This window comes from Primorskyibacter sedentarius, assembly GCF_004342065.1.
Taxonomy (GTDB): domain Bacteria; phylum Pseudomonadota; class Alphaproteobacteria; order Rhodobacterales; family Rhodobacteraceae; genus Primorskyibacter; species Primorskyibacter sedentarius.
On record NZ_SLZU01000002.1, the window covers coordinates 196,158 to 214,135 of the forward strand.

The window sequence follows — 17,978 nt, forward strand, 5'->3', positions numbered from 1 at the left end:
GTGCCTCAACAGCCCGCGTTTTCGGCTTTTACCCGGAAGGCCCCTTTTGTAAGGTCACCGTCTCTAATCAAGGGGGTTCGCATGGGTGCGGCCGAAGCCACCGTTACGCCGATGATGGCGCAGTTTCTGGAGATCAAGGCGCAATATCCCGACGCGCTCTTGTTCTACCGGATGGGCGACTTCTACGAGATGTTCTTTGACGACGCCAAACAGGCGGCGGAAGCTCTCGACATTGCGCTGACAAAGCGTGGCAAACACGCGGGCGATGATATCCCGATGTGCGGCGTGCCCGTCCATGCCGCCGAAGGCTACCTGCTGACCCTGATCCGCAAGGGCTTTCGTGTGGCTGTCTGCGAACAGATGGAAAGCCCGGCCGAGGCGAAAAAGCGCGGCTACAAATCGGTGGTCAAACGCGATGTCGTGCGTCTGGTCACCCCCGGCACACTGACCGAAGAAAGCCTGCTGGAGGCGCGGCGGCACAATTTTCTGGCCGCGGTTGCGATCATTCGCGATGACGCGGCGCTGGCCTGGGCTGATATCTCCACCGGCTCTTTCTACGCGATGCCGCTGGAACAGAGCCGCATTGGCCCTGAAATGGCGCGGTTGCTTCCCTCTGAGGTTCTTGTCACGGAAGGCGCCGACATCTCGGTTTATGACGATCTTGGCATCGCCGCGACTGAACTGTCCCGTGCCAGTTTTGACAGTACTGGCGCAGAGAAGCGGCTTTGCGGCCTGTTCGGGGTCAAGACACTCGACTCCTTCGGCAGTTTTGGGCGGGCCGAGATGTCCGCGATGGGCGCACTTGTCGACTATCTCGACATCACTCAGAAAGGGCGCCTGCCTCTTCTGAACCCGCCGCAACGCGAGGTTCTTTCGGGCCTCATGCAAATCGATGCGGCGACCCGGCGAAATCTGGAATTGACGCATGCTCTTTCGGGTGGACGGGCGGGGTCCCTCCTGTCGGTGATGGACAGAACGGTTACCGCAGCCGGGGCGCGCTTGCTTGAACGACGCATCTCCAGCCCTTCGCGCGATATTCATGTCATCCACGCTCGTCTGGACGCCGTTGACTGGGCGGTAGAGGACCAGGAACAGAGACTGTTCCTGCGTGAGACGCTCCGAACCGTCCCGGATCTGGATCGTGCGATTTCGCGTCTCGCACTTGAACGGGGCGGGCCGCGCGACCTTGCTGCAATCCGCAACGGCCTGACCCAGGCAGACGCGATCGGAGGCTCTCTGGGCGAAGATCGGCCCGAACTGCTCGCCGTTGCCGCGCGTGATCTTGGCGGGCATAGCGAGCTGTCACAGCTGCTGGACGAGGCGCTGATCGCAGAGCCACCCCTTTTGGCGCGGGATGGCGGATTCATAGCCCCGGGTTTCGATGCAGAGCTGGACGAGGCGCGCAAGCTGCGAGACGAAGGGCGTGGCGTGATCGCGGCGATGCAACAGGAATACTCCGACGAAACGGGCATTTCGGCGCTGAAGATCAAGCATAACAACGTGCTTGGCTATTTCATCGAAACCACCGCCACCCACGCAGAAAAGATGCTGTCGCCTCCGCTGTCGGACAGGTTCATTCACCGGCAAACCACGGCCAATCAGGTGCGGTTCACCACGGTGGAGCTGAGCGAGCTGGAAACCCGGATCCTGAATGCCGGCGGGCGTGCAATTGAAATAGAGAAGCGGATGTTCGAAACGCTTCGGATGGCCGTGCTTGATTGTGCTGCCCAGATCAGCGCGACCGCCCGTGCTTTGGCCGAATTCGATCTAGCCTGTGGTCTGGCCGACCTCGCCACAGCGCAAAACTGGACCCGGCCCATTGTCGACAACAGCCGCTTTTTCCAGATCGACGCCGGACGCCACCCGGTTGTCGAAGCGGCACTGGCACGGCAGGGCGGCACTTTTGTTGCGAATGACTGTGCGCTGTTGGCCGAGGCGGACGCGCCCGCCATACAACTGCTGACCGGCCCCAACATGGCGGGTAAATCGACCTATCTTCGGCAGAATGCCCTGATCGCGCTTATCGCGCAGATGGGCAGCTTCGTGCCGGCCAGTTCGGCCCATATCGGAATTGTCAGCCAGATCTTCAGCCGTGTTGGCGCCTCTGATGATCTGGCACGCGGGCGGTCGACCTTCATGGTGGAGATGGTCGAGACTGCCGCGATCCTGAATCAGGCTGATGATCGTGCTTTGGTTATTCTTGACGAAATCGGACGCGGGACGGCGACCTATGACGGGTTGTCCATTGCCTGGGCCACGCTGGAACACCTGCATGACGTAAATCGCGTCAGGGCGCTATTTGCCACGCATTACCACGAGCTTACCGCGCTGGCGGGGAAGCTTCCGGGCGTTCGCAACAGCACGGTCGCAGTCAAGGAATGGGAAGGCGACGTCATCTTTCTGCACGAGGTCCGTCAAGGGGCGGCAGACAGATCCTACGGCGTTCAGGTCGCACAGCTTGCCGGCCTCCCGCCGGCTGTGATCCAGCGGGCCCGCAGTGTTCTTGACGCGTTGGAAAAGGGTGAGCGGGAACGAACCTCACCCAAAGCACTGATCGATGACTTACCGCTTTTCGCTGCAGCGCCGCCACCGATGCCAGCTGCCGCAGCCAAGACCTCTGTCGTGGAAGAGCGGCTGGCAGAAATCCTGCCGGACGATCTTAGCCCGCGAGAGGCCCTGCAAAAGCTTTACGAGCTGCGCGACCTACTGACCAAAGACTGATCCAAGAAAAATGCCCCCGAAATTCGGGGGCATTTCTTATCCGGTGAAAGAAGACACGCCGACCTGGGCCGGCCGCAAGAGCCGATCGTAGAGCAGGAACCCTTCGGCCGAGACCTGAATGATGTCGCCGGATTTCGTTCCGGGAAGCGGGGCTTCGAACATCGCCTGATGCAGCTTTGGATCGAACTTTTCGCCAACTGCGGGCGAAATAGGCTCTATCCCATGCTTCTTGAACACGTTGCGAAGCTCGCGCAGCGTCAGCTCCACGCCTTCGATCAACGCCTTGTTGTCGTCATTTGCCTCTTCAGCGGCACCCAGGGCGCGCTGGAGGTTGTCGTAAACTGGCAGCAGGTCGCGTGCCAGTTTCGAGCCGCCGTAACGCTCTGCCTCGCGGCGATCCTTCTCGGATCGTTTGCGCGAATTTTCAGCATCCGCCAACGCCCGCATGAAGCGGTCGCGCAATTCATCCCGTTCGGCCCGCAAAGCATCGAGTTCGATTGCTTCGTCGTCATCATCCGACATCACATCTTCATATGCGTCTTCTTCAGCCGAATCGATATCATCCAGGAAGTCGTCTTCCTTCGGTTCTGCCATACTTCACCTCTAGCTCCGGTCCGAGATCAATTTCCCGACCAGTTGTGCCGTGTAGTCCACAATCGGGACAATCCGTCCATAGTTCAGGCGCGTGGGTCCGATGACGCCAACCGCACCAATTATCTTTCGATCCGAGTTCATATATGGAGACACCACCAGAGAGGAACCCGAAAGTGAGAAAAGTTTGTTCTCTGAGCCAATAAAAATGCGCACGCCGTCGCCAGTTTCCGCCAATTCGAGAAACTCGGCTATGTCGCGCTTGCGTTCCAGGTCGTCAAACAGCGACCGGATGCGGTCTAGCTCGGCTTCGTCGGCCTCGTTTCCCAACAGGTGGGATCGTCCCCGCACGATAAGCCGTTCGTGGTTTTGTTCATCGCCCGTCCAGACGGCGATCCCGCTATCCACCATGTCACGGGCAAGCGAGTCGATCTCCTGCCGGCGGGCGTCAATCTCGATCTTCATCTCGCGCTGCAAGTCGGAAAGGGTCCGCCCTTCGATCAGCGCGTTAAGGAAATTCGCAGCCTCACGCATGGAGCTAGGCGTTTGGCCGGGCGGCGGGCTGAACAGCCGGTTTTCTACCTGACCATCGGCAAAGACCAAAACCACAAGGGCGCGGTCATGACCGAGGCTGACAAACTCAATATGCTTGATCGGTGCTTCGTGTTTTGGCGTCAGGACGAGCGAGGCGCCTCGCGTGACCCCCGACAGCGCAGATGTCACGCGGTCAAGCGCGTTGGACACGTCGTCCGTGTTGCTGGTCAACGTCGCATCCAGCTTTCGGCGATCATCGTCGCCCAGATCGCCGACCTCCAGCAATCCATCGACGAACATACGCAAGCCCAATTGGGTGGGCACACGCCCGGCGCTGACATGCGGGCTGTTGAGCAGGCCCAGAAATTCGAGATCCTGCATGACGTTCCGAATGGTCGCCGCGCTGACCTTTTCGCTGAGCGAACGGGTCAATGTCCGCGAACCGACCGGTTCGCCACTGTCCAGATAGCCTTCGACAACGCGCCGGAACACTTCCCGAGAGCGGTCGTTCAATTCGCCAAGTATCTTCTGACCGTCATTCATGATCAGCACCCGTATTTCGGACGGCCATTAAAGACGCTGGAGCGGAAAGGTCAATCGGGCTTGCGCCCGCCCCTTTGGCCCCTGTATCCCGGCAGCAAATCTGGGAAGGATACATCATGCGACCGTCTGGGCGAGATCTAAGCGAAATGCGCGCTGTTTCAATCGAAACCGGCGTAACAATGCATGCGGAAGGCTCTTGCCTGATCCGTATGGGCAACACCCATGTGTTGTGCACAGCCACCATCGAAGACCGCGTACCGCCCTTTATCAAGGGGTCTGGCCTGGGTTGGGTCACTGCGGAATACGGCATGCTGCCCCGCGCCACGAATACGCGGATGCGCCGTGAGGCCGCATCTGGCAAGCAAGGCGGGCGCACGGTGGAAATTCAGCGCCTGATCGGGCGCAGCCTTCGCGCCGGGGTTGATCGCGTGGCACTCGGCGAACGGCAGATCACAGTGGACTGCGATGTCATCCAGGCCGATGGCGGCACACGCTGTGCATCGATCACCGGGGGCTGGGTTGCTCTGCGTCTGGCCGTCAACAAGCTGATGAAGGTCGGTGACGTGCTGACCGATCCGCTGGTCGACCCTGTCGCTGCTGTTTCCTGCGGCATTTACGCAGGCCAGCCGGTACTTGACCTCGACTATCCCGAAGACAGCGAAGCCGGCGTTGATGGCAACTTCATCATCCACGGTGACGGTCGGTTGATCGAAGTCCAGATGTCTGCCGAAGGTGCCACATTCTCGCGCGATCAGATGAACCAGCTGATCGATCTGGCAGAAAAGGGAACGGCAGAGCTGATGGCCGCCCAGAAGGCCGCGACGGCATGACGCGGAAATTCTCTGGCGACACGCTTTTGGTCGCGACGCATAACAGAGGAAAGCTTGAGGAGATTGCAAATCTTCTTGAGCCCTTTGGCGTCAAGGTCGTGGGCGCAGCCGAGATGAACCTTGCGGAGCCGGAGGAAACGGAAACCACCTTTGTGGGCAATGCGCGTATCAAGGCGCACGCCGCGGCAAAGACCACCGGCCTGCCCGCCCTGTCTGATGACAGCGGGATCGAGATTGACGCGCTGGACGGTGCTCCCGGTGTCTATACCGCCGATTGGGCCGAAACAGAGACTGGTCGTGACTTTGTCATGGCCATGCAGCGCACTCATGACGCGCTTGAGGATGCCTCCGCGCCCTACCCGCGCACCGCGCGTTTCTGCTGCACTTTGGTCCTGGCCTGGCCCGACGGGCATGATGAGGTTTTTCCGGGCGTCATGCCGGGCCAGGTGGTTTGGCCGATGCGCGGCGATCAAGGTCACGGCTATGACCCGATTTTCCAGCCCGACGGTTATGACATAACCTTTGGCGAGATGGACCGGTGGGCAAAGAACAGGATCAGCCATCGTGCCGATGCGTTCCGAAAATTCGTCGCGGCTTGCTTTGACTGAAGACTGGCAACATGGCGGGTTCGGCCTTTATATCCATTGGCCATTCTGCGCGGCCAAATGCCCCTATTGTGACTTCAACAGCCACGTCTCGCGGCAAATCGATCAAGACCGCTGGGCGCGGGCCTATCTTTCAGAGATTGAACGCGTCGGCGCGCTGACCAAAGGGCGCGTGTTGAACACTGTGTTCTTCGGAGGCGGGACGCCTTCCCTCATGTCGCCCGACACGGTGCACGCAATTCTTGATCGAGTGCGGCGCGTTTGGCCCATGGCGAACGATCCCGAGATTACGCTCGAAGCGAATCCGGGATCTGTAGATACTGCGAATTTCGAAGCCTATGCGCAGGCCGGCGTGAACCGCGTTTCAATGGGTATTCAGGCGCTCAACGACACTGATCTTCGACGCCTTGGTAGAATCCACTCTGTCGCGGACGCGCGGGCGGCGTTTGACATCGCCCGAAAACAGTTTGATCGCGTCAGTTTCGATCTGATCTACGCGCGTCAGGATCAGAGCCTGTCGGCATGGGAGGCCGAGCTTCGCGCGGCGCTTTCAATGGCCGTCGATCACCTGTCGCTTTACCAGCTTACAGTCGAAAACGGCACAGCGTTCGGTGACCGGTTTCTGGCTGGCGGATTGCGCGGATTGCCAGACGACGACCTTTCCGCAGATATGTACCAGTTGACGCAAGATGTCTGCGGTGAACATGACATGTTTGCCTACGAGGTGTCTAATCATGCCCGCGCCGGTGCAGAATCCCGGCACAACCGGATCTATTGGCAGTACGGCGACTACGCCGGCATTGGACCTGGGGCACATGGCCGCCTGACCATAAACGGTCAAAAGCTGGCGACGGTGGGCTGGTCAATGCCTGACAAGTGGATATCCACCGCAGAGCGAGGTGACGGCACCAAGGACTCCACCGCGCTATCGGCTTTGGATCAGGCCCAAGAATACCTTCTGTTGGGGCTCCGTATCAGCGAAGGTATAGATCTTGATCGCCTTACTACATTTGGCAGAACTTATGTGGACGACAACAAGATAGACGAACTGGTCTCTCTCGGTATGGTCACACGGCGCGGCAACAGATTGGCGGCAACGAGCCGTGGTCGGCTCGTCCTGAATGCGGTGATTGAAGAGCTGATGCCGCTCGAATGATCAGCTTCCGCTGAGCATCCGGCAAAGATCATCAAGCTGGTCTAGATTGGCGTACCGGATCACCAACTGCCCGGCCTCGCCGCCAGGTTTGTGATCGACAGACACGGACATACCCAAAGCTGCGGACAAGTCCCCTTCGAGCGCCTTGGTATCTGCATCCTTCTCGACTGCACCGCGCTTTGTTTTTGGCGCGGCAGGGCCTCCGAACACATTTTCCATTGTCTTCTTCGCGGCCTTTTCGATGTCACGCACCGACCAACCATTCGCGACGGCTTTCTTGGCGAGGTCAACTGGCGCGTCCGCGGTAATCAAAGCGCGCGCATGTCCTGCCGACAACTCTCCATTCACGACCATCGTCTGGACTGGGTCGGGAAGGTTCAACAATCGCAACAGGTTTGCAATGTGGCTCCGGCTCTTTCCAAGCGCCTCTGCCATCTTTTCCTGCGTGTGCCCAAAACGGTCCATCAACTGTCGGTAGCCGGCAGCCTCTTCGATCGCATTCAAATCGGCGCGCTGAATGTTCTCGATGATCGCGACTTCGAGAACTTCGATGTCCGAAAATTCCCGGACAAGAACAGGGAGCTCATGCAAATTCGCCATCTGGGCCGCACGCCAGCGCCGTTCGCCGGCGACGATTTCGTAAAGCGCGTCATCACCCGGTTTTTTCCGAACGATCAGCGGCTGAATGACGCCCTTCACTTTGATTGACGCCGCGAGCTCTTCCAGTTGTTCCGGCGTGAAATGCCGTCTGGGCTGCTCTGGGTTGGGGACAATCTGCTCTATCGGGATCTTTCGATCTGGCCTCGGCGCTGGATCCGGCGACTCCCCGCGTGCGGGCTCTACATCCGCCATCAACGCCGTCAACCCGCGACCCAGCCCGCGCCGTTTCTCCCTGCTCTCTGCCATGCCTGCCCCCTCCGCTTATGCGGCCAATTGTGCGTTTTTTAGTAGTAGTTCGCGCGCCAGATTTCTGTACGCGGCCGCGCCCTTTGAGCTGCCGTCATACTGCAGCACCGGAAGAGCATAGGACGGCGCCTCACTCACCCGAACATTCCGAGGGATGACAGCCTCGAAGACCAGCTCCCCGAGATTGTCGCGCGCGTCGTTTTCAACCTGCTGCGACAAGTTGTTCCGAGCGTCATACATGGTCATCACCACGCCCTCAATGCGAAGATCCGGATTGGCGCTCTGCCGGACCTCCCGGATCGTCAGCATGAGCTGGCTAAGCCCTTCCAGCGCATAAAACTCGCTTTGGAGAGGCACCAGAATGGAATGTGAGGCAACCATCGCGTTCACTGTCAGAAGATTCAGCGACGGTGGGCAGTCGATCAGGATAAAGTCGAGATTGAATTCATCGATAGCTCTCTGGCGGAGTGCATCGTGTAACAGAAAACTTCTTTTTTCGTTTGAAATCAATTCGATATCGGCTGAGCTGAGGTCTACAGTCGCCGGAATTATCATCAATCCGTCAACAGCCGTCGCTTTCACTACGGAATCGAGGGCGACGTCATCAAGTAGCAGTTCATATGTCGTCAGATCGCGTTCAGAAGGCTCTATCCCCAACCCTGTTGAGGCGTTTCCTTGCGGGTCCAGATCGACAACGAGCACACGGCAGCCAAGCTCTGCCAGCGCTGCACCTAGATTTATCGTTGTCGTGGTCTTGCCGACCCCGCCCTTTTGGTTGGCGACGGCAATGATTTTCGGGCCGACGGGCCTGGTAGGATCAGACACGGGCGATGCCTCCGATGATGAGAATTGCGGCCTTCTTGTCCGTTTCACTTTGTACCACGTCTAGATCGAAACGCCATGTCTTGCGTGCGTTATCCACCTCTTTTTGCCAAGTTTCGCCTTTGGGAAAAACGGCGTGCCCCCCGGGAGCGAGGTGGCGCTCTGCAAAACCCAACAAAGCCTCCAAGGGCCCGAGCGCTCTCGCACTGATTACAGATGCGCCTACGGGATCAGCAACTTCAATGCGTTCAGAAATGACCTCCGCCTTTAGGTCTAACTCCCTAGAAACTGCCCTCAAGAATGTTGCTTTCCTGAGATCGGATTCGATCAACACAGTTTTGACGCCAGGTGCTTCGTGCTTCCTGATGGTCGCCAGAACAATGCCCGGAAGACCTCCCCCACTGCCAACATCGAGCCAAATCCCTTCTGAGCCTGAGATTGAGCGGTAAACTTGGACAGAATCTCGCACGTGGCGGTCCCAAATGACCGGAATCGTCGCCGCAGAGATCAGATTTATGCGCTTTGTCCACTTTTTTAGAAGGGTAACGTAGCGCTCTAGGTCATCAAATGTTTCACGTGAAACATCTAACTTATATGTCTCGCTCACGCCGACTTCCGCTTACGTTGGCGAAGTTTCGCTAGTAGCAGCATCAACGCAGCAGGCGTCATGCTGTCAACTTTTGCGGCCTCCGCGAGGTTACCAGGGCGTTTAGCCGTGAGCTTTGTCTTCAGCTCATTGGAAAGCCCATCGATAGTCGCGTAGTCAAAATCCGATGGTATCGCCTGCGCCTCATCTCGGCGGATAAGCTCGACATCTCTTTGTTGACGTTCAATATAATGCGCATAGAGCGCCTCAATGCTTAGCTGTTCACGCGTTTTTGCATCAATGTCCTCGAACGCGTCCGAAAGAATATCAAGATGCGAAAAATCTACGTTAGGGAACGACAGCAGTTGGAAACCGGACCGGCGCGCTCCGTCATGATTAATGCTAACACCGGCCCCACCAATTTCCTGTGATGTGAAACAGTTTTGATTCAGCAGCTCTCGCGCCGACGACAACCGCTCGCACTTGTCCTCAAACACCGCTTTGCGTTCATCCGAGACACACCCCAAAGTGATGGCATACGGAGTAAGGCGCTGATCAGCATTGTCTGCACGCAAAGAGAGGCGAAACTCTGCTCGTGACGTGAACATGCGGTAAGGTTCTTGGACCCCGCGCGTTACCAGATCGTCTATCATGACGCCAATATAGCTATCGGATCTGCTGAATTTCAACGGTCCAAGCCCATGCACTGATGCAGCGGCATTCAAGCCAGCAACCAGACCCTGTGCAGCGGCTTCCTCGTATCCTGTCGTGCCGTTGATCTGGCCTGCCAGATAGAGCCCCTTGACTGTCTTCACCGAAAGCGTCGCGTCCAAGGCGCGAGGATCGACGTAGTCGTACTCAATCGCATATCCGGGCTGTAAAATAACCGCATTCTCCAATCCGAGGATCGATGCGACATACTCGGCTTGGACATCCTCCGGCAGGGACGTCGAAATTCCGTTTGGGTAAACGGTGTCAACATCCAGGCCTTCGGGTTCGAGGAAAATCTGATGGGACTGCTTATCAGGAAAGCGAACAATTTTGTCTTCAACGGACGGACAGTACCGAGGACCAACCCCTTCGATATGACCGCCATACATCGCTGATTTACCTATGTTTTTCCTGATTATTTCATGAGTTCTCTCATTCGTGTGGGTGATTCCACAGCTGACTTGCGGCAGTGTAGTGCCGTTTGACAGGAATGAAAAAGTGACTGGATTCTCGTCCCCTGGCTGATCTTCAAGGACACTCCAATTAATACTGCGGCGGTCTAACCGCGGCGGTGTCCCCGTTTTCAGGCGCCCCAGAGAAAGATCGAATTCTTCGATGCGTGCCGCAAGCTTTATTGATGGCGCGTCGCCCATCCGACCTCCTGGACGCGATACGTCGCCGATATGGATAATCCCGTTGAGGAAAGTCCCAGTTGTGAGGACAACCGCTCTCGAGGCGATCTTTGATTGGTCGGCTAAAATAACCCCGCCGACACGGCCGCTTTCCATCATGAAGTCTGCGACCTCGCCTTCAATGATGTCCAGTTTCTGGATCGACATCAATTCACGCAACATTTCTTGACGGTAAACCTTTCGGTCAGCTTGTGCTCTAGGGCCTTGTACCGCAGGGCCCTTGCGTCTGTTCAGCAGGCGAAACTGGATCCCGGCCTTATCTGCGGCGCGGCCCATAACTCCGTCGAATGCATCAATTTCGCGGACAAGATGGCCTTTACCCAATCCCCCAATTGCGGGATTGCAGGACATTACACCGATACCGGCTTTCTTGAGCGTGACCAAAGCGGTCCGCGCACCCATACGAGCCGAAGCGCTGGCAGCCTCGGTTCCAGCATGTCCACCACCTACGATGACGACGTCGTATGCATAATGTTTCACGTGAAACACTCCATTACTTGCCAAGGCAGAAGCTGGAGAAGATTTCATCCAGCAAGTTCTCAACATCAATCCGCCCGATCAAGGCTTCCAGCTGCCGAATCGCGAAGCGCAACTCCTCTGCGGCAATATCATACTGGATGCTGCCCATATCAATAAGTGCAGATGCTTTCGCAATCGCATCCAGGGAATTTCTTATCGCGACCCGGTGCCGATCCCGCGTCGCAAGGCCAGCGCCTTGAGAGCGGGTTAGTAATGTCGACGTGATCTGCTTAACCAAATTGTCAACGCCTTGGCCGGTTAACCCGGAAACACCATCACCATTCTTATCCGCTTTTGCGACAATGGAAATATCTCCCGAAGACAACACGGCTTCTTTCGGTGGCGTACCCTCAAAAAGCAAGACCCGAAGGTCAGCCGTCCCTGCTCGCTCCATGGCCCGCTCGATCCCTAAGCCCTCGACGAAGTCGTCTGTTTCGCGAAGACCGGCGGTGTCAAGAAGCGTAACCGGCAACCCGCCAAGATCCATACGGACTTCTATGACATCGCGCGTCGTGCCCGCAATTTCAGAGGTTATTGCCGCATCACGCCCCGAGAGAGCATTCAGAAGAGTGGATTTTCCAACATTGGGCGCACCAATGATTGCGACCTCAAAACCGGTTCTGATACGTTCAGCTGCGTCAAAACCGGCCAGTTCTTTGCGCAGGGATACAGATATCTTTGTAGTGATTTCAACTACTTCTGGTCCGACATCTTCCGGGACCTCTTCGTCAGCAAAATCAATCACGGCCTCTAACAACGCCGCGGCTCTGATTAGCTGAGACCTCCAGCCCTCGACCGCTTTACCAAGATCACCTGACAAAGAGCGTAATGCCTGAACCCGCTGCGCCTCGGTCTCAGCTTCAATCAAATCAGCCAGACCTTCGACCTGCGCCAGATCGAGACACCCATTCTCCAACGCGCGTCGCGTGAATTCTCCTGGCTCTGCGAGGCGCAGTCCCGGGATGCCGGACAACTCCCGTAAAACCGCAGAGACGACGGCAACGCTGCCGTGCAAATGGAGCTCAACCACTTCTTCGCCGGTGAAGCTCGCCCCTTCGGGAAACCTTAGGATCAAAGCCTTGTCGAGAAATTCGCCGTGGACCGTGCGCACGTTTCGTACCGCATGGCGTCTAGGTTCCGGCAAGCTGCCACATAAGGCAATACCAGCGGCCTCAGCCTGAGGTCCAGAGATCCGAATAACGGCAACGCCGGCTTTGCCTTGCGCCGTCGCCAAGGCGTAAATCGTGTCCATAACTCACCTCGATCAGCAATCGTTCTCAGGTGTTCATGGAATCGAAGAATTCCGCGTTGCTCTTCGTCTGTTTGAGCTTCGACAGGAGGAATTCGATCGCGTCTGTCGTCCCCATAGGGTTCAGAATGCGGCGCAGGACAAAGGTCTTCTGAAGGTCAATTTTATCGACCAGAAGTTCTTCTTTCCGTGTACCGGACTTCAGAATATCCATGGACGGATATACGCGCTTGTCCGCCACCTTACGGTCAAGCACGATTTCCGAGTTACCTGTGCCTTTGAATTCTTCAAAGATGACTTCGTCCATCCGGCTACCAGTATCAATCAGTGCAGTAGCGATGATTGTCAGCGAACCACCTTCTTCGATATTCCGAGCCGCACCGAAGAAACGCTTTGGACGTTGCAGTGCGTTCGCATCCACACCACCCGTCAGAACCTTACCGGAAGACGGCACCACTGTGTTGAACGCCCTACCAAGTCTTGTGATAGAGTCGAGAAGAATCACAACATCTCGTTTGTGTTCGACAAGACGCTTGGCCTTCTCAATCACCATCTCCGACACTGCGACATGCCGGGTCGCAGGTTCGTCAAAGGTCGAGGAAATCACCTCGCCCTTCACAGAGCGCTGCATGTCGGTGACTTCTTCCGGCCGCTCGTCGATCAGCAGAACAATCAGATATGCATCCGGATGGTTCACCTCGATCGATCGGGCGATATTCTGCAACAGAACCGTCTTACCAGTCCGCGGCGGAGCAACGATCAGGGATCGCTGGCCCTTACCGATCGGCGCCACCAGGTCGATGACGCGCGCGGACTTGTCCTTGATCGTCGGATCCTCGACCTCCATCTTCAGCCGCTCGTCAGGATAAAGAGGTGTCAGGTTGTCAAAGGCAATCTTGTGGCGCGCCTTCTCGGGATCTTCAAAGTTGATCTTCAGAACGCTCATCAGGGCAAAATACCGCTCCGACTCCTCCGGAGCCTTGATCGTGCCTTCGATCGTATCCCCGGTGCGGAGCGAAAACTTGCGGATCATATCAGGCGACACGTAGATATCGTCAGGACCGGGCAGATAGTTCGCCTCTGGCGAGCGCAGGAAACCAAATCCGTCCTGAAGTACCTCCAGAACGCCGTCCCCGCCGATTTCCCAGCCTTCATCAGCCCGCTCACGCAGGATCTGGAACATCATTTCGCCCTTCCGCATGGTCGAGGCGTTTTCGATTTCCAGCTCTTCGGCCATCGCCAGAAGGTCTTTCGGGCTCTTGGCTTTCAGATCCGCGAGGTTCAGGGAGTCTTGTGTCATCGGAATATCCTGGTTCGCGCCATTTCGACGTCCACCGGTCCTGCAATGTGTCAGAGAACACGCACCCCGGACGGGGCGGTTGCAGGTAAATAGGCAAACTCGCCGTGACTGTCAATCGCCGTCAGAATTTCACGACAACGGAAAGGACGATCAAGACCATCAGGACAGTCGGAACCTCGTTCATCAGGCGATATTGGCGGCCAGTCAGGCTGTTCTCTCCGCGCAGGAAATCCTTTCGCCGAGCTGCCAGCCAATGGTGATACCATGTCATGCCCAATACCCCCGCTGCCTTCGTCCAGGCCCATAGCTGGCCCCAGTCAACGATGCCGGGCGTGAACACAAGCGCCAGCCCAAACAGCCAGGTCGCAATCATCGCCGGCCCCATGATGGCGCGCAGCAGCTTTACTTCCATCACTTGGAAAGTCGCGTCCGTCGCGTCACCGGTTTTACACCGCTCCACGTGATAGACGAACAATCTGGGCAGGTAGAACAGTCCAGCCATCCAGGAGATCACCGCCATGATGTGGATCGACTTTATCCATGGATAGGCCAGGCTCAGCATGTCGGACATCGTGTTCTCCCTGTGAGGTCGGGCATTCTTAAATAATTAAAGAATTATAGAAAAGATGATTAAGGAGTAGGGGACACCGACTCCTGTGGATCAATGACCTGTACCGCGACTTATCCCAAGTGGAAAACTCGGGCGTGACCCATGTGGAACATTTTGCAACATGAGAGGCAGGATGACGTTTTTTCATATTAATTTCTGATAGATAAATTATATCTCAGTCGTGGATAATTGCTGAATAACCCCGGTAGGTTCATTGCGGTTAATGAATGTACACATCGCGGATTCTATCCTTATCCTCTGTGTGGAAGGCCGAGCGACGGACTGAAAACTGCGGCTTTGGTCCCCAACTTGCAATGTCGGGGCTTTTTCCCCAGTAATGTTCCTTAACATACCCCTAAGCAAACCCACGGACTTACCCACATGCCAAATGAGTTGGTGCTTGCCTCAGGCTCCAGTATTCGGGCCCAGCTGCTTCGGGATGCGCGGGTGCCGTTCATCGTCGCTCCAGCGAAAATTGACGAATCTTCGATCAGGGCCGGCATGGAAGTGGAGGACGCGATCCCCCGTGATATTGCGGATACATTGGCCGAAATGAAAGCCAGGAAAGCCAGCGGTAAGACGCCGGGACGGCTGGTCCTAGGGTGTGATCAGGTCTTGGCGGTGGATCGTAAGGTCCTTGGAAAGCCCGACACGCCGAGAGAATTGCGGGAGCAGCTCGAGCTGTTGCGCAATCGGAAACATCAACTCCTGTCGGCCGCCGTCCTGTATAAGGATGGGGAACCCAAGTGGCGGCACGTTTCCACGGCGCGCCTGACGATGCGGGATTTCTCCAATGGCTTTCTCGACGACTATATCGCCCGAAACTGGGACAGCGTCCGGCACTGCGTTGGCGGGTATAAGCTGGAGGAGGAAGGTGTGCGGTTATTTGCGCGGATCGAAGGGGACTATTTCACCATCCTTGGCCTGCCGCTGTTGGAATTGCTGAACTATCTCGCAATCAGCGGCGAGATCGAGTCATGACCGCCCCACAGACCCTGCTGGCCGGCAAGATCGAGGTTTTGGCGTCCATGACGCGCGTGTGGCTGAATGATGCTCCCGCTCACTTCGATAGCATTTCGGCCCAACGGGAAGGATGCGTCTGCGTCGACGGTTCAGAGGCGGCGTTGAGTGAGTGGGCGCTGTCCAACAAGAAGTGGTTTGGAACCGCGGGCTCGAAAGACGATGCCGTCCGTGCTGCGGTGACGCTATGAGCTTTCGCCTCGGCCTGACCGGATCAATCGGTATGGGAAAGTCTACAACGGCGGCTATGTTCGCGGATGAGGGATGCGCCGTCTGGGACGCCGATGCGGCCGTGCATAGGCTCTATTCCGGCGCTGCCGTTCCGGCGGTCGGCGCCGTCTTTCCGAATGCGATTGTCGACGGCACGGTGTCGCGAGAGGCACTGAAGCAAATCATATCCTCTGACAGTGAAGCGCTGGGAAAGCTCGAAGCGATCATTCACCCGTTGGTACGCCAGGACAGGGCCCGGTTCGCCCGCGAAGCAGAGGCAGATATTCTGGTTTTCGACATTCCGCTGCTTTTTGAAACGGGTAGCCGGGACGAATTCGATGCGGTCACATGTGTCACTGTTTCACCTGAAATCCAGCGAGAGCGCGTGTTGGCCCGAGGAACAATGACGCAAGCCCAGTTCGAGATGATCCTTGCCAAGCAGATGCCGATCACCGAAAATGTTGCGCTCTCGGATTATGTCGTGGTCACCGACACGGTGGACCATGCGCGGACGCAGGTGAGGGACGTGGTGGCAGATATCAAAAGGCGGATGGCTGATGCGTGAAATCGTGATGGATACGGAAACCACTGGTTTTGACCCAGAAACCGGCGACCGGATTGTCGAGATTGGCGGCGTGGAGCTTTTCAACCATGTGCCGACTGGCCGGACCTATCATCAATACATCAACCCGGAACGCTCCATGCCGAAAGATGCGTTCGAGGTACACGGGCTCGGAGACGATTTTCTGCGCGACAAACCTGTTTTCGCCAAGATCGTCGATGATTTTCTGGAATTCGTCAGCGACGCGAAGCTTGTAATCCACAATGCCAGCTTCGACATGAAATTCCTCAATGCGGAACTCCGGTGGTTGAAAAAGCCGCTGCTCCCTTGGGAGCAGGCAATCGACACGCTGGAGATTGCCCGAAAGAAATTCCCCGGTTCGCCGGCGTCGCTTGACGCGCTGTGCAGACGTTTCGGAATTGATAACTCCAGCCGGACCCTGCACGGGGCGCTGTTGGACAGCGAGATCCTGGCAGAGGTCTATCTGGAGCTTATTGGCGGCAAGCAGCCTGACTTTGCGCTCGCTCCGGCGCGTGGCGAGAAATCGGCGGGGAATGCCGAGGATTGGAGGCCTTCTCGCAGGCCCACGCCCCTGCCCTCACGGATCACTGAAGAAGAAAAGGCGGCTCACGCCGCCTTTGTCGAGAAACTTGGGGATGGCGCGCTCTGGCTCAAAGGCTGAACGCGCCCGCTGCTCAGGCGTCCGCCTTGGGCTTTTCGGCCTGACGACGCTGAATTTCCGCGCGGTACAGCTGGAGAAAGTCGATATTCTCCAGGTTCAGCGGCGGGAAGCCACCATCGCGGGTCACGTCTGAAACGATACGACGCACGAAGGGGAACAGCATCCGGGGGCATTCGATCAGCAGGAACGGATGCATCTGGTCTTCTGGTACGCCCTCGATGTGGAAGACGCCGGCATAGTCAAGCTCCAGCAGGAAAAGGTGGTCGCCGGAATCCTTGGCCTTGCTGTCGACTTTCAGCTTCAGCACGACCTCGTACTGGTTGTCGGCGCTGCGCTTCTTGGCGTCCAGGTTCACCTGCACGGTAACATCAGGCTGAACTTCGCCAGTCGCACCCTTCTGCGACAGGATGTTTTCGAATGACATGTCGCGCACGAATTGTGCGAGAACATTCATCTTCATTTGCGGTGCAGCAGTTGCAGCGGCTGCATCGGGCGCTTGGGCCCCGTTTTCTTCGGCCATGCGTCGTCTCTCCCAATGGCGTAACACAATTTCGTCACCGGAGTATCAGGTACAGTCGGCGGCCTCAATGCTCTGATCAGTGCTTTGTCCAGCCCGAGGGCGGTTGATGCGTCGGTCGCTTGCCCGGCTTTACCTCGGTATACTCCCCCTCGACGACATCGCCATCAATGGGCCCTCTGGGGTGATGGTGCTGCGGACGATGTCGCTGTTGCGACCCCATTTCGAACTGCTGAACTGTCACGCGCTTTCGCGCCCATTCATATACCGCCTGGCGGATGGGCGGCGCCAACAGGGCAAAGCCCACTGCATCCGTGAAGAACCCCGGCGTGAGCAAAAGCACACCCGACACCAGGATCATTGCACCATGTGCGAGCGGCTCTGTCGGGTCACGCAGCTCTGAAAACGAAGACCGCAGGTTGGCCATGGCCTGAGCGCCCTGCGACCGGACAAGCCAGGTGCCCAAAATCGCGGTAAGCACCACGATACCGAGGGTCGGCCACAGACCGATAAAACCGCCAACTTGTATGAACAGGGCGATCTCGATCAGCGGAATCGACAGGAATGCTACTAACAGCCACATCGGCAGGGTTCCTTTCACAGCGGGCATGG

19 protein-coding genes are annotated in these 17,978 nt (G+C 57.2%); 8 read left to right on the forward strand and 11 right to left on the reverse strand.

Annotated features, from left to right (window positions below; genetic code table 11):
* Positions 1-81: 81 nt before the first annotated feature.
* On the forward strand, positions 82-2,721 hold the full coding sequence (mutS, locus tag EDD52_RS04755) for a DNA mismatch repair protein MutS (RefSeq protein WP_243651839.1): 2,640 nt from the start codon (positions 82-84) through the stop codon (positions 2,719-2,721).
* Positions 2,722-2,757: 36 nt separating this feature from the next.
* Here mutS and EDD52_RS04760 read toward each other — a convergent pair whose 3' ends face one another.
* Complete coding sequence (locus tag EDD52_RS04760) at positions 2,758-3,315, reverse strand: nucleotide exchange factor GrpE (protein WP_132242379.1); 558 nt, start codon at positions 3,313-3,315, stop codon at positions 2,758-2,760.
* A 9-nt stretch (positions 3,316-3,324) separates the two neighbouring features.
* A complete protein-coding gene (hrcA, locus tag EDD52_RS04765) occupies positions 3,325-4,389 on the reverse strand; it encodes a heat-inducible transcriptional repressor HrcA (RefSeq protein WP_132242381.1) in 1,065 nt (354 codons plus the stop codon).
* Positions 4,390-4,505: 116 nt separating this feature from the next.
* On the opposite strand from hrcA, the gene rph reads away from it, so the two are divergent.
* From rph to hemW, 3 genes are read left to right on the forward strand one after another with little or no spacing between them, the layout of a single operon-like run.
* Positions 4,506-5,219, forward strand: a complete 714-nt coding sequence (rph, locus tag EDD52_RS04770; RefSeq protein ID WP_132242383.1) for a ribonuclease PH — start codon at positions 4,506-4,508, stop codon at positions 5,217-5,219.
* Entirely contained in the window at positions 5,216-5,827 is a 612-nt protein-coding gene (gene rdgB, locus EDD52_RS04775; RefSeq protein WP_132242385.1) for an RdgB/HAM1 family non-canonical purine NTP pyrophosphatase, read from the forward strand. Before rph ends, rdgB begins: the two co-directional genes overlap by 4 nt.
* On the forward strand, positions 5,790-6,980 hold the full coding sequence (hemW, locus tag EDD52_RS04780; protein ID WP_132242958.1) for a radical SAM family heme chaperone HemW: 1,191 nt from the start codon (positions 5,790-5,792) through the stop codon (positions 6,978-6,980). The genes rdgB and hemW overlap by 38 nt, the downstream gene beginning before the upstream one ends.
* On the opposite strand, the gene EDD52_RS04785 is transcribed toward hemW, so the two are convergent.
* The 7 genes from EDD52_RS04785 to hemJ form a co-directional block, all read right to left on the reverse strand.
* Positions 6,981-7,886 carry a ParB/RepB/Spo0J family partition protein gene (locus EDD52_RS04785; protein WP_132242387.1) on the reverse strand — a complete coding sequence of 302 codons (906 nt, stop codon included), beginning with the start codon at positions 7,884-7,886 and terminating at the stop codon, positions 6,981-6,983. It lies immediately after the preceding gene.
* Positions 7,887-7,901: 15 nt separating this feature from the next.
* Positions 7,902-8,711, reverse strand: coding sequence for a ParA family protein (locus tag EDD52_RS04790; protein WP_132242389.1), 810 nt, complete (start codon positions 8,709-8,711; stop codon positions 7,902-7,904).
* Positions 8,704-9,315 (reverse strand): 16S rRNA (guanine(527)-N(7))-methyltransferase RsmG, encoded by a 612-nt coding sequence (rsmG, locus tag EDD52_RS04795; protein WP_132242391.1) that lies wholly within the window; start codon positions 9,313-9,315, stop codon positions 8,704-8,706. Before rsmG ends, EDD52_RS04790 begins: the two co-directional genes overlap by 8 nt.
* Positions 9,312-11,177, reverse strand: a complete 1,866-nt coding sequence (gene mnmG, locus EDD52_RS04800) for a tRNA uridine-5-carboxymethylaminomethyl(34) synthesis enzyme MnmG (protein ID WP_132242393.1) — start codon at positions 11,175-11,177, stop codon at positions 9,312-9,314. The genes rsmG and mnmG overlap by 4 nt, the downstream gene beginning before the upstream one ends.
* Before the next feature lie 13 nt (positions 11,178-11,190).
* Entirely contained in the window at positions 11,191-12,468 is a 1,278-nt protein-coding gene (gene mnmE / locus EDD52_RS04805) for a tRNA uridine-5-carboxymethylaminomethyl(34) synthesis GTPase MnmE (protein WP_132242395.1), read from the reverse strand.
* Positions 12,469-12,493: 25 nt separating this feature from the next.
* Positions 12,494-13,765: a transcription termination factor Rho gene (gene rho, locus EDD52_RS04810; RefSeq protein WP_132242397.1), complete on the reverse strand. Its 1,272-nt coding sequence runs from the start codon at positions 13,763-13,765 to the stop codon at positions 12,494-12,496.
* Positions 13,766-13,886: 121 nt separating this feature from the next.
* The gene (gene hemJ, locus EDD52_RS04815) at positions 13,887-14,336 is read right to left on the reverse strand and encodes a protoporphyrinogen oxidase HemJ (RefSeq protein WP_132242399.1); all 450 of its coding nucleotides are present in this window, start codon (positions 14,334-14,336) and stop codon (positions 13,887-13,889) included.
* A gap of 420 nt (positions 14,337-14,756) precedes the next feature.
* Between hemJ and EDD52_RS04820 the strand changes: the two genes are divergently transcribed.
* Genes EDD52_RS04820 through dnaQ form a run of 4 tightly spaced genes read left to right on the forward strand, consistent with a single transcriptional unit; the run spans position 14,757 to position 16,849 of the window.
* Positions 14,757-15,356, forward strand: coding sequence for a Maf family protein (locus EDD52_RS04820; protein WP_132242401.1), 600 nt, complete (start codon positions 14,757-14,759; stop codon positions 15,354-15,356).
* Positions 15,353-15,586 (forward strand): hypothetical protein, encoded by a 234-nt coding sequence (locus EDD52_RS04825; RefSeq protein ID WP_132242403.1) that lies wholly within the window; start codon positions 15,353-15,355, stop codon positions 15,584-15,586. The genes EDD52_RS04820 and EDD52_RS04825 overlap by 4 nt, the downstream gene beginning before the upstream one ends.
* Entirely contained in the window at positions 15,583-16,170 is a 588-nt protein-coding gene (gene coaE, locus EDD52_RS04830; RefSeq protein WP_132242405.1) for a dephospho-CoA kinase, read from the forward strand. The genes EDD52_RS04825 and coaE overlap by 4 nt, the downstream gene beginning before the upstream one ends.
* A complete protein-coding gene (dnaQ, locus tag EDD52_RS04835) occupies positions 16,163-16,849 on the forward strand; it encodes a DNA polymerase III subunit epsilon (protein WP_132242407.1) in 687 nt (228 codons plus the stop codon). The genes coaE and dnaQ overlap by 8 nt, the downstream gene beginning before the upstream one ends.
* Positions 16,850-16,862: 13 nt before the next feature.
* Here dnaQ and secB read toward each other — a convergent pair whose 3' ends face one another.
* Both secB and EDD52_RS04845 read right to left on the reverse strand, forming a co-directional pair.
* Positions 16,863-17,369 (reverse strand): protein-export chaperone SecB, encoded by a 507-nt coding sequence (gene secB / locus EDD52_RS04840; protein ID WP_132242409.1) that lies wholly within the window; start codon positions 17,367-17,369, stop codon positions 16,863-16,865.
* 76 nt (positions 17,370-17,445) lie between these two features.
* Positions 17,446-17,949 carry an FxsA family protein gene (locus tag EDD52_RS04845; RefSeq protein ID WP_132242960.1) on the reverse strand — a complete coding sequence of 168 codons (504 nt, stop codon included), beginning with the start codon at positions 17,947-17,949 and terminating at the stop codon, positions 17,446-17,448.
* Positions 17,950-17,978: the final 29 nt, after the last annotated feature.

Coding starts and splice junctions, on each gene's coding strand:
- mnmE (WP_132242395.1), bottom strand. CDS start 12,468: ATGGACACGATTTACGCCTTGGCGACGGCGCAAGGCAAAGCCGGCGTT.
- rho (WP_132242397.1), bottom strand. CDS start 13,765: ATGACACAAGACTCCCTGAACCTCGCGGATCTGAAAGCCAAGAGCCCG.
- EDD52_RS04825 (WP_132242403.1), top strand. CDS start 15,353: ATGACCGCCCCACAGACCCTGCTGGCCGGCAAGATCGAGGTTTTGGCG.
- EDD52_RS04760 (WP_132242379.1), bottom strand. CDS start 3,315: ATGGCAGAACCGAAGGAAGACGACTTCCTGGATGATATCGATTCGGCT.
- rph (WP_132242383.1), top strand. CDS start 4,506: ATGCGACCGTCTGGGCGAGATCTAAGCGAAATGCGCGCTGTTTCAATC.
- EDD52_RS04845 (WP_132242960.1), bottom strand. CDS start 17,949: ATGTGGCTGTTAGTAGCATTCCTGTCGATTCCGCTGATCGAGATCGCC.
- dnaQ (WP_132242407.1), top strand. CDS start 16,163: ATGCGTGAAATCGTGATGGATACGGAAACCACTGGTTTTGACCCAGAA.
- rdgB (WP_132242385.1), top strand. CDS start 5,216: ATGACGCGGAAATTCTCTGGCGACACGCTTTTGGTCGCGACGCATAAC.
- hemW (WP_132242958.1), top strand. CDS start 5,790: ATGCGTTCCGAAAATTCGTCGCGGCTTGCTTTGACTGAAGACTGGCAA.
- secB (WP_132242409.1), bottom strand. CDS start 17,369: ATGGCCGAAGAAAACGGGGCCCAAGCGCCCGATGCAGCCGCTGCAACT.
- EDD52_RS04820 (WP_132242401.1), top strand. CDS start 14,757: ATGCCAAATGAGTTGGTGCTTGCCTCAGGCTCCAGTATTCGGGCCCAG.
- mutS (WP_243651839.1), top strand. CDS start 82: ATGGGTGCGGCCGAAGCCACCGTTACGCCGATGATGGCGCAGTTTCTG.
- hrcA (WP_132242381.1), bottom strand. CDS start 4,389: ATGAATGACGGTCAGAAGATACTTGGCGAATTGAACGACCGCTCTCGG.
- EDD52_RS04785 (WP_132242387.1), bottom strand. CDS start 7,886: ATGGCAGAGAGCAGGGAGAAACGGCGCGGGCTGGGTCGCGGGTTGACG.
- hemJ (WP_132242399.1), bottom strand. CDS start 14,336: ATGTCCGACATGCTGAGCCTGGCCTATCCATGGATAAAGTCGATCCAC.
- coaE (WP_132242405.1), top strand. CDS start 15,583: ATGAGCTTTCGCCTCGGCCTGACCGGATCAATCGGTATGGGAAAGTCT.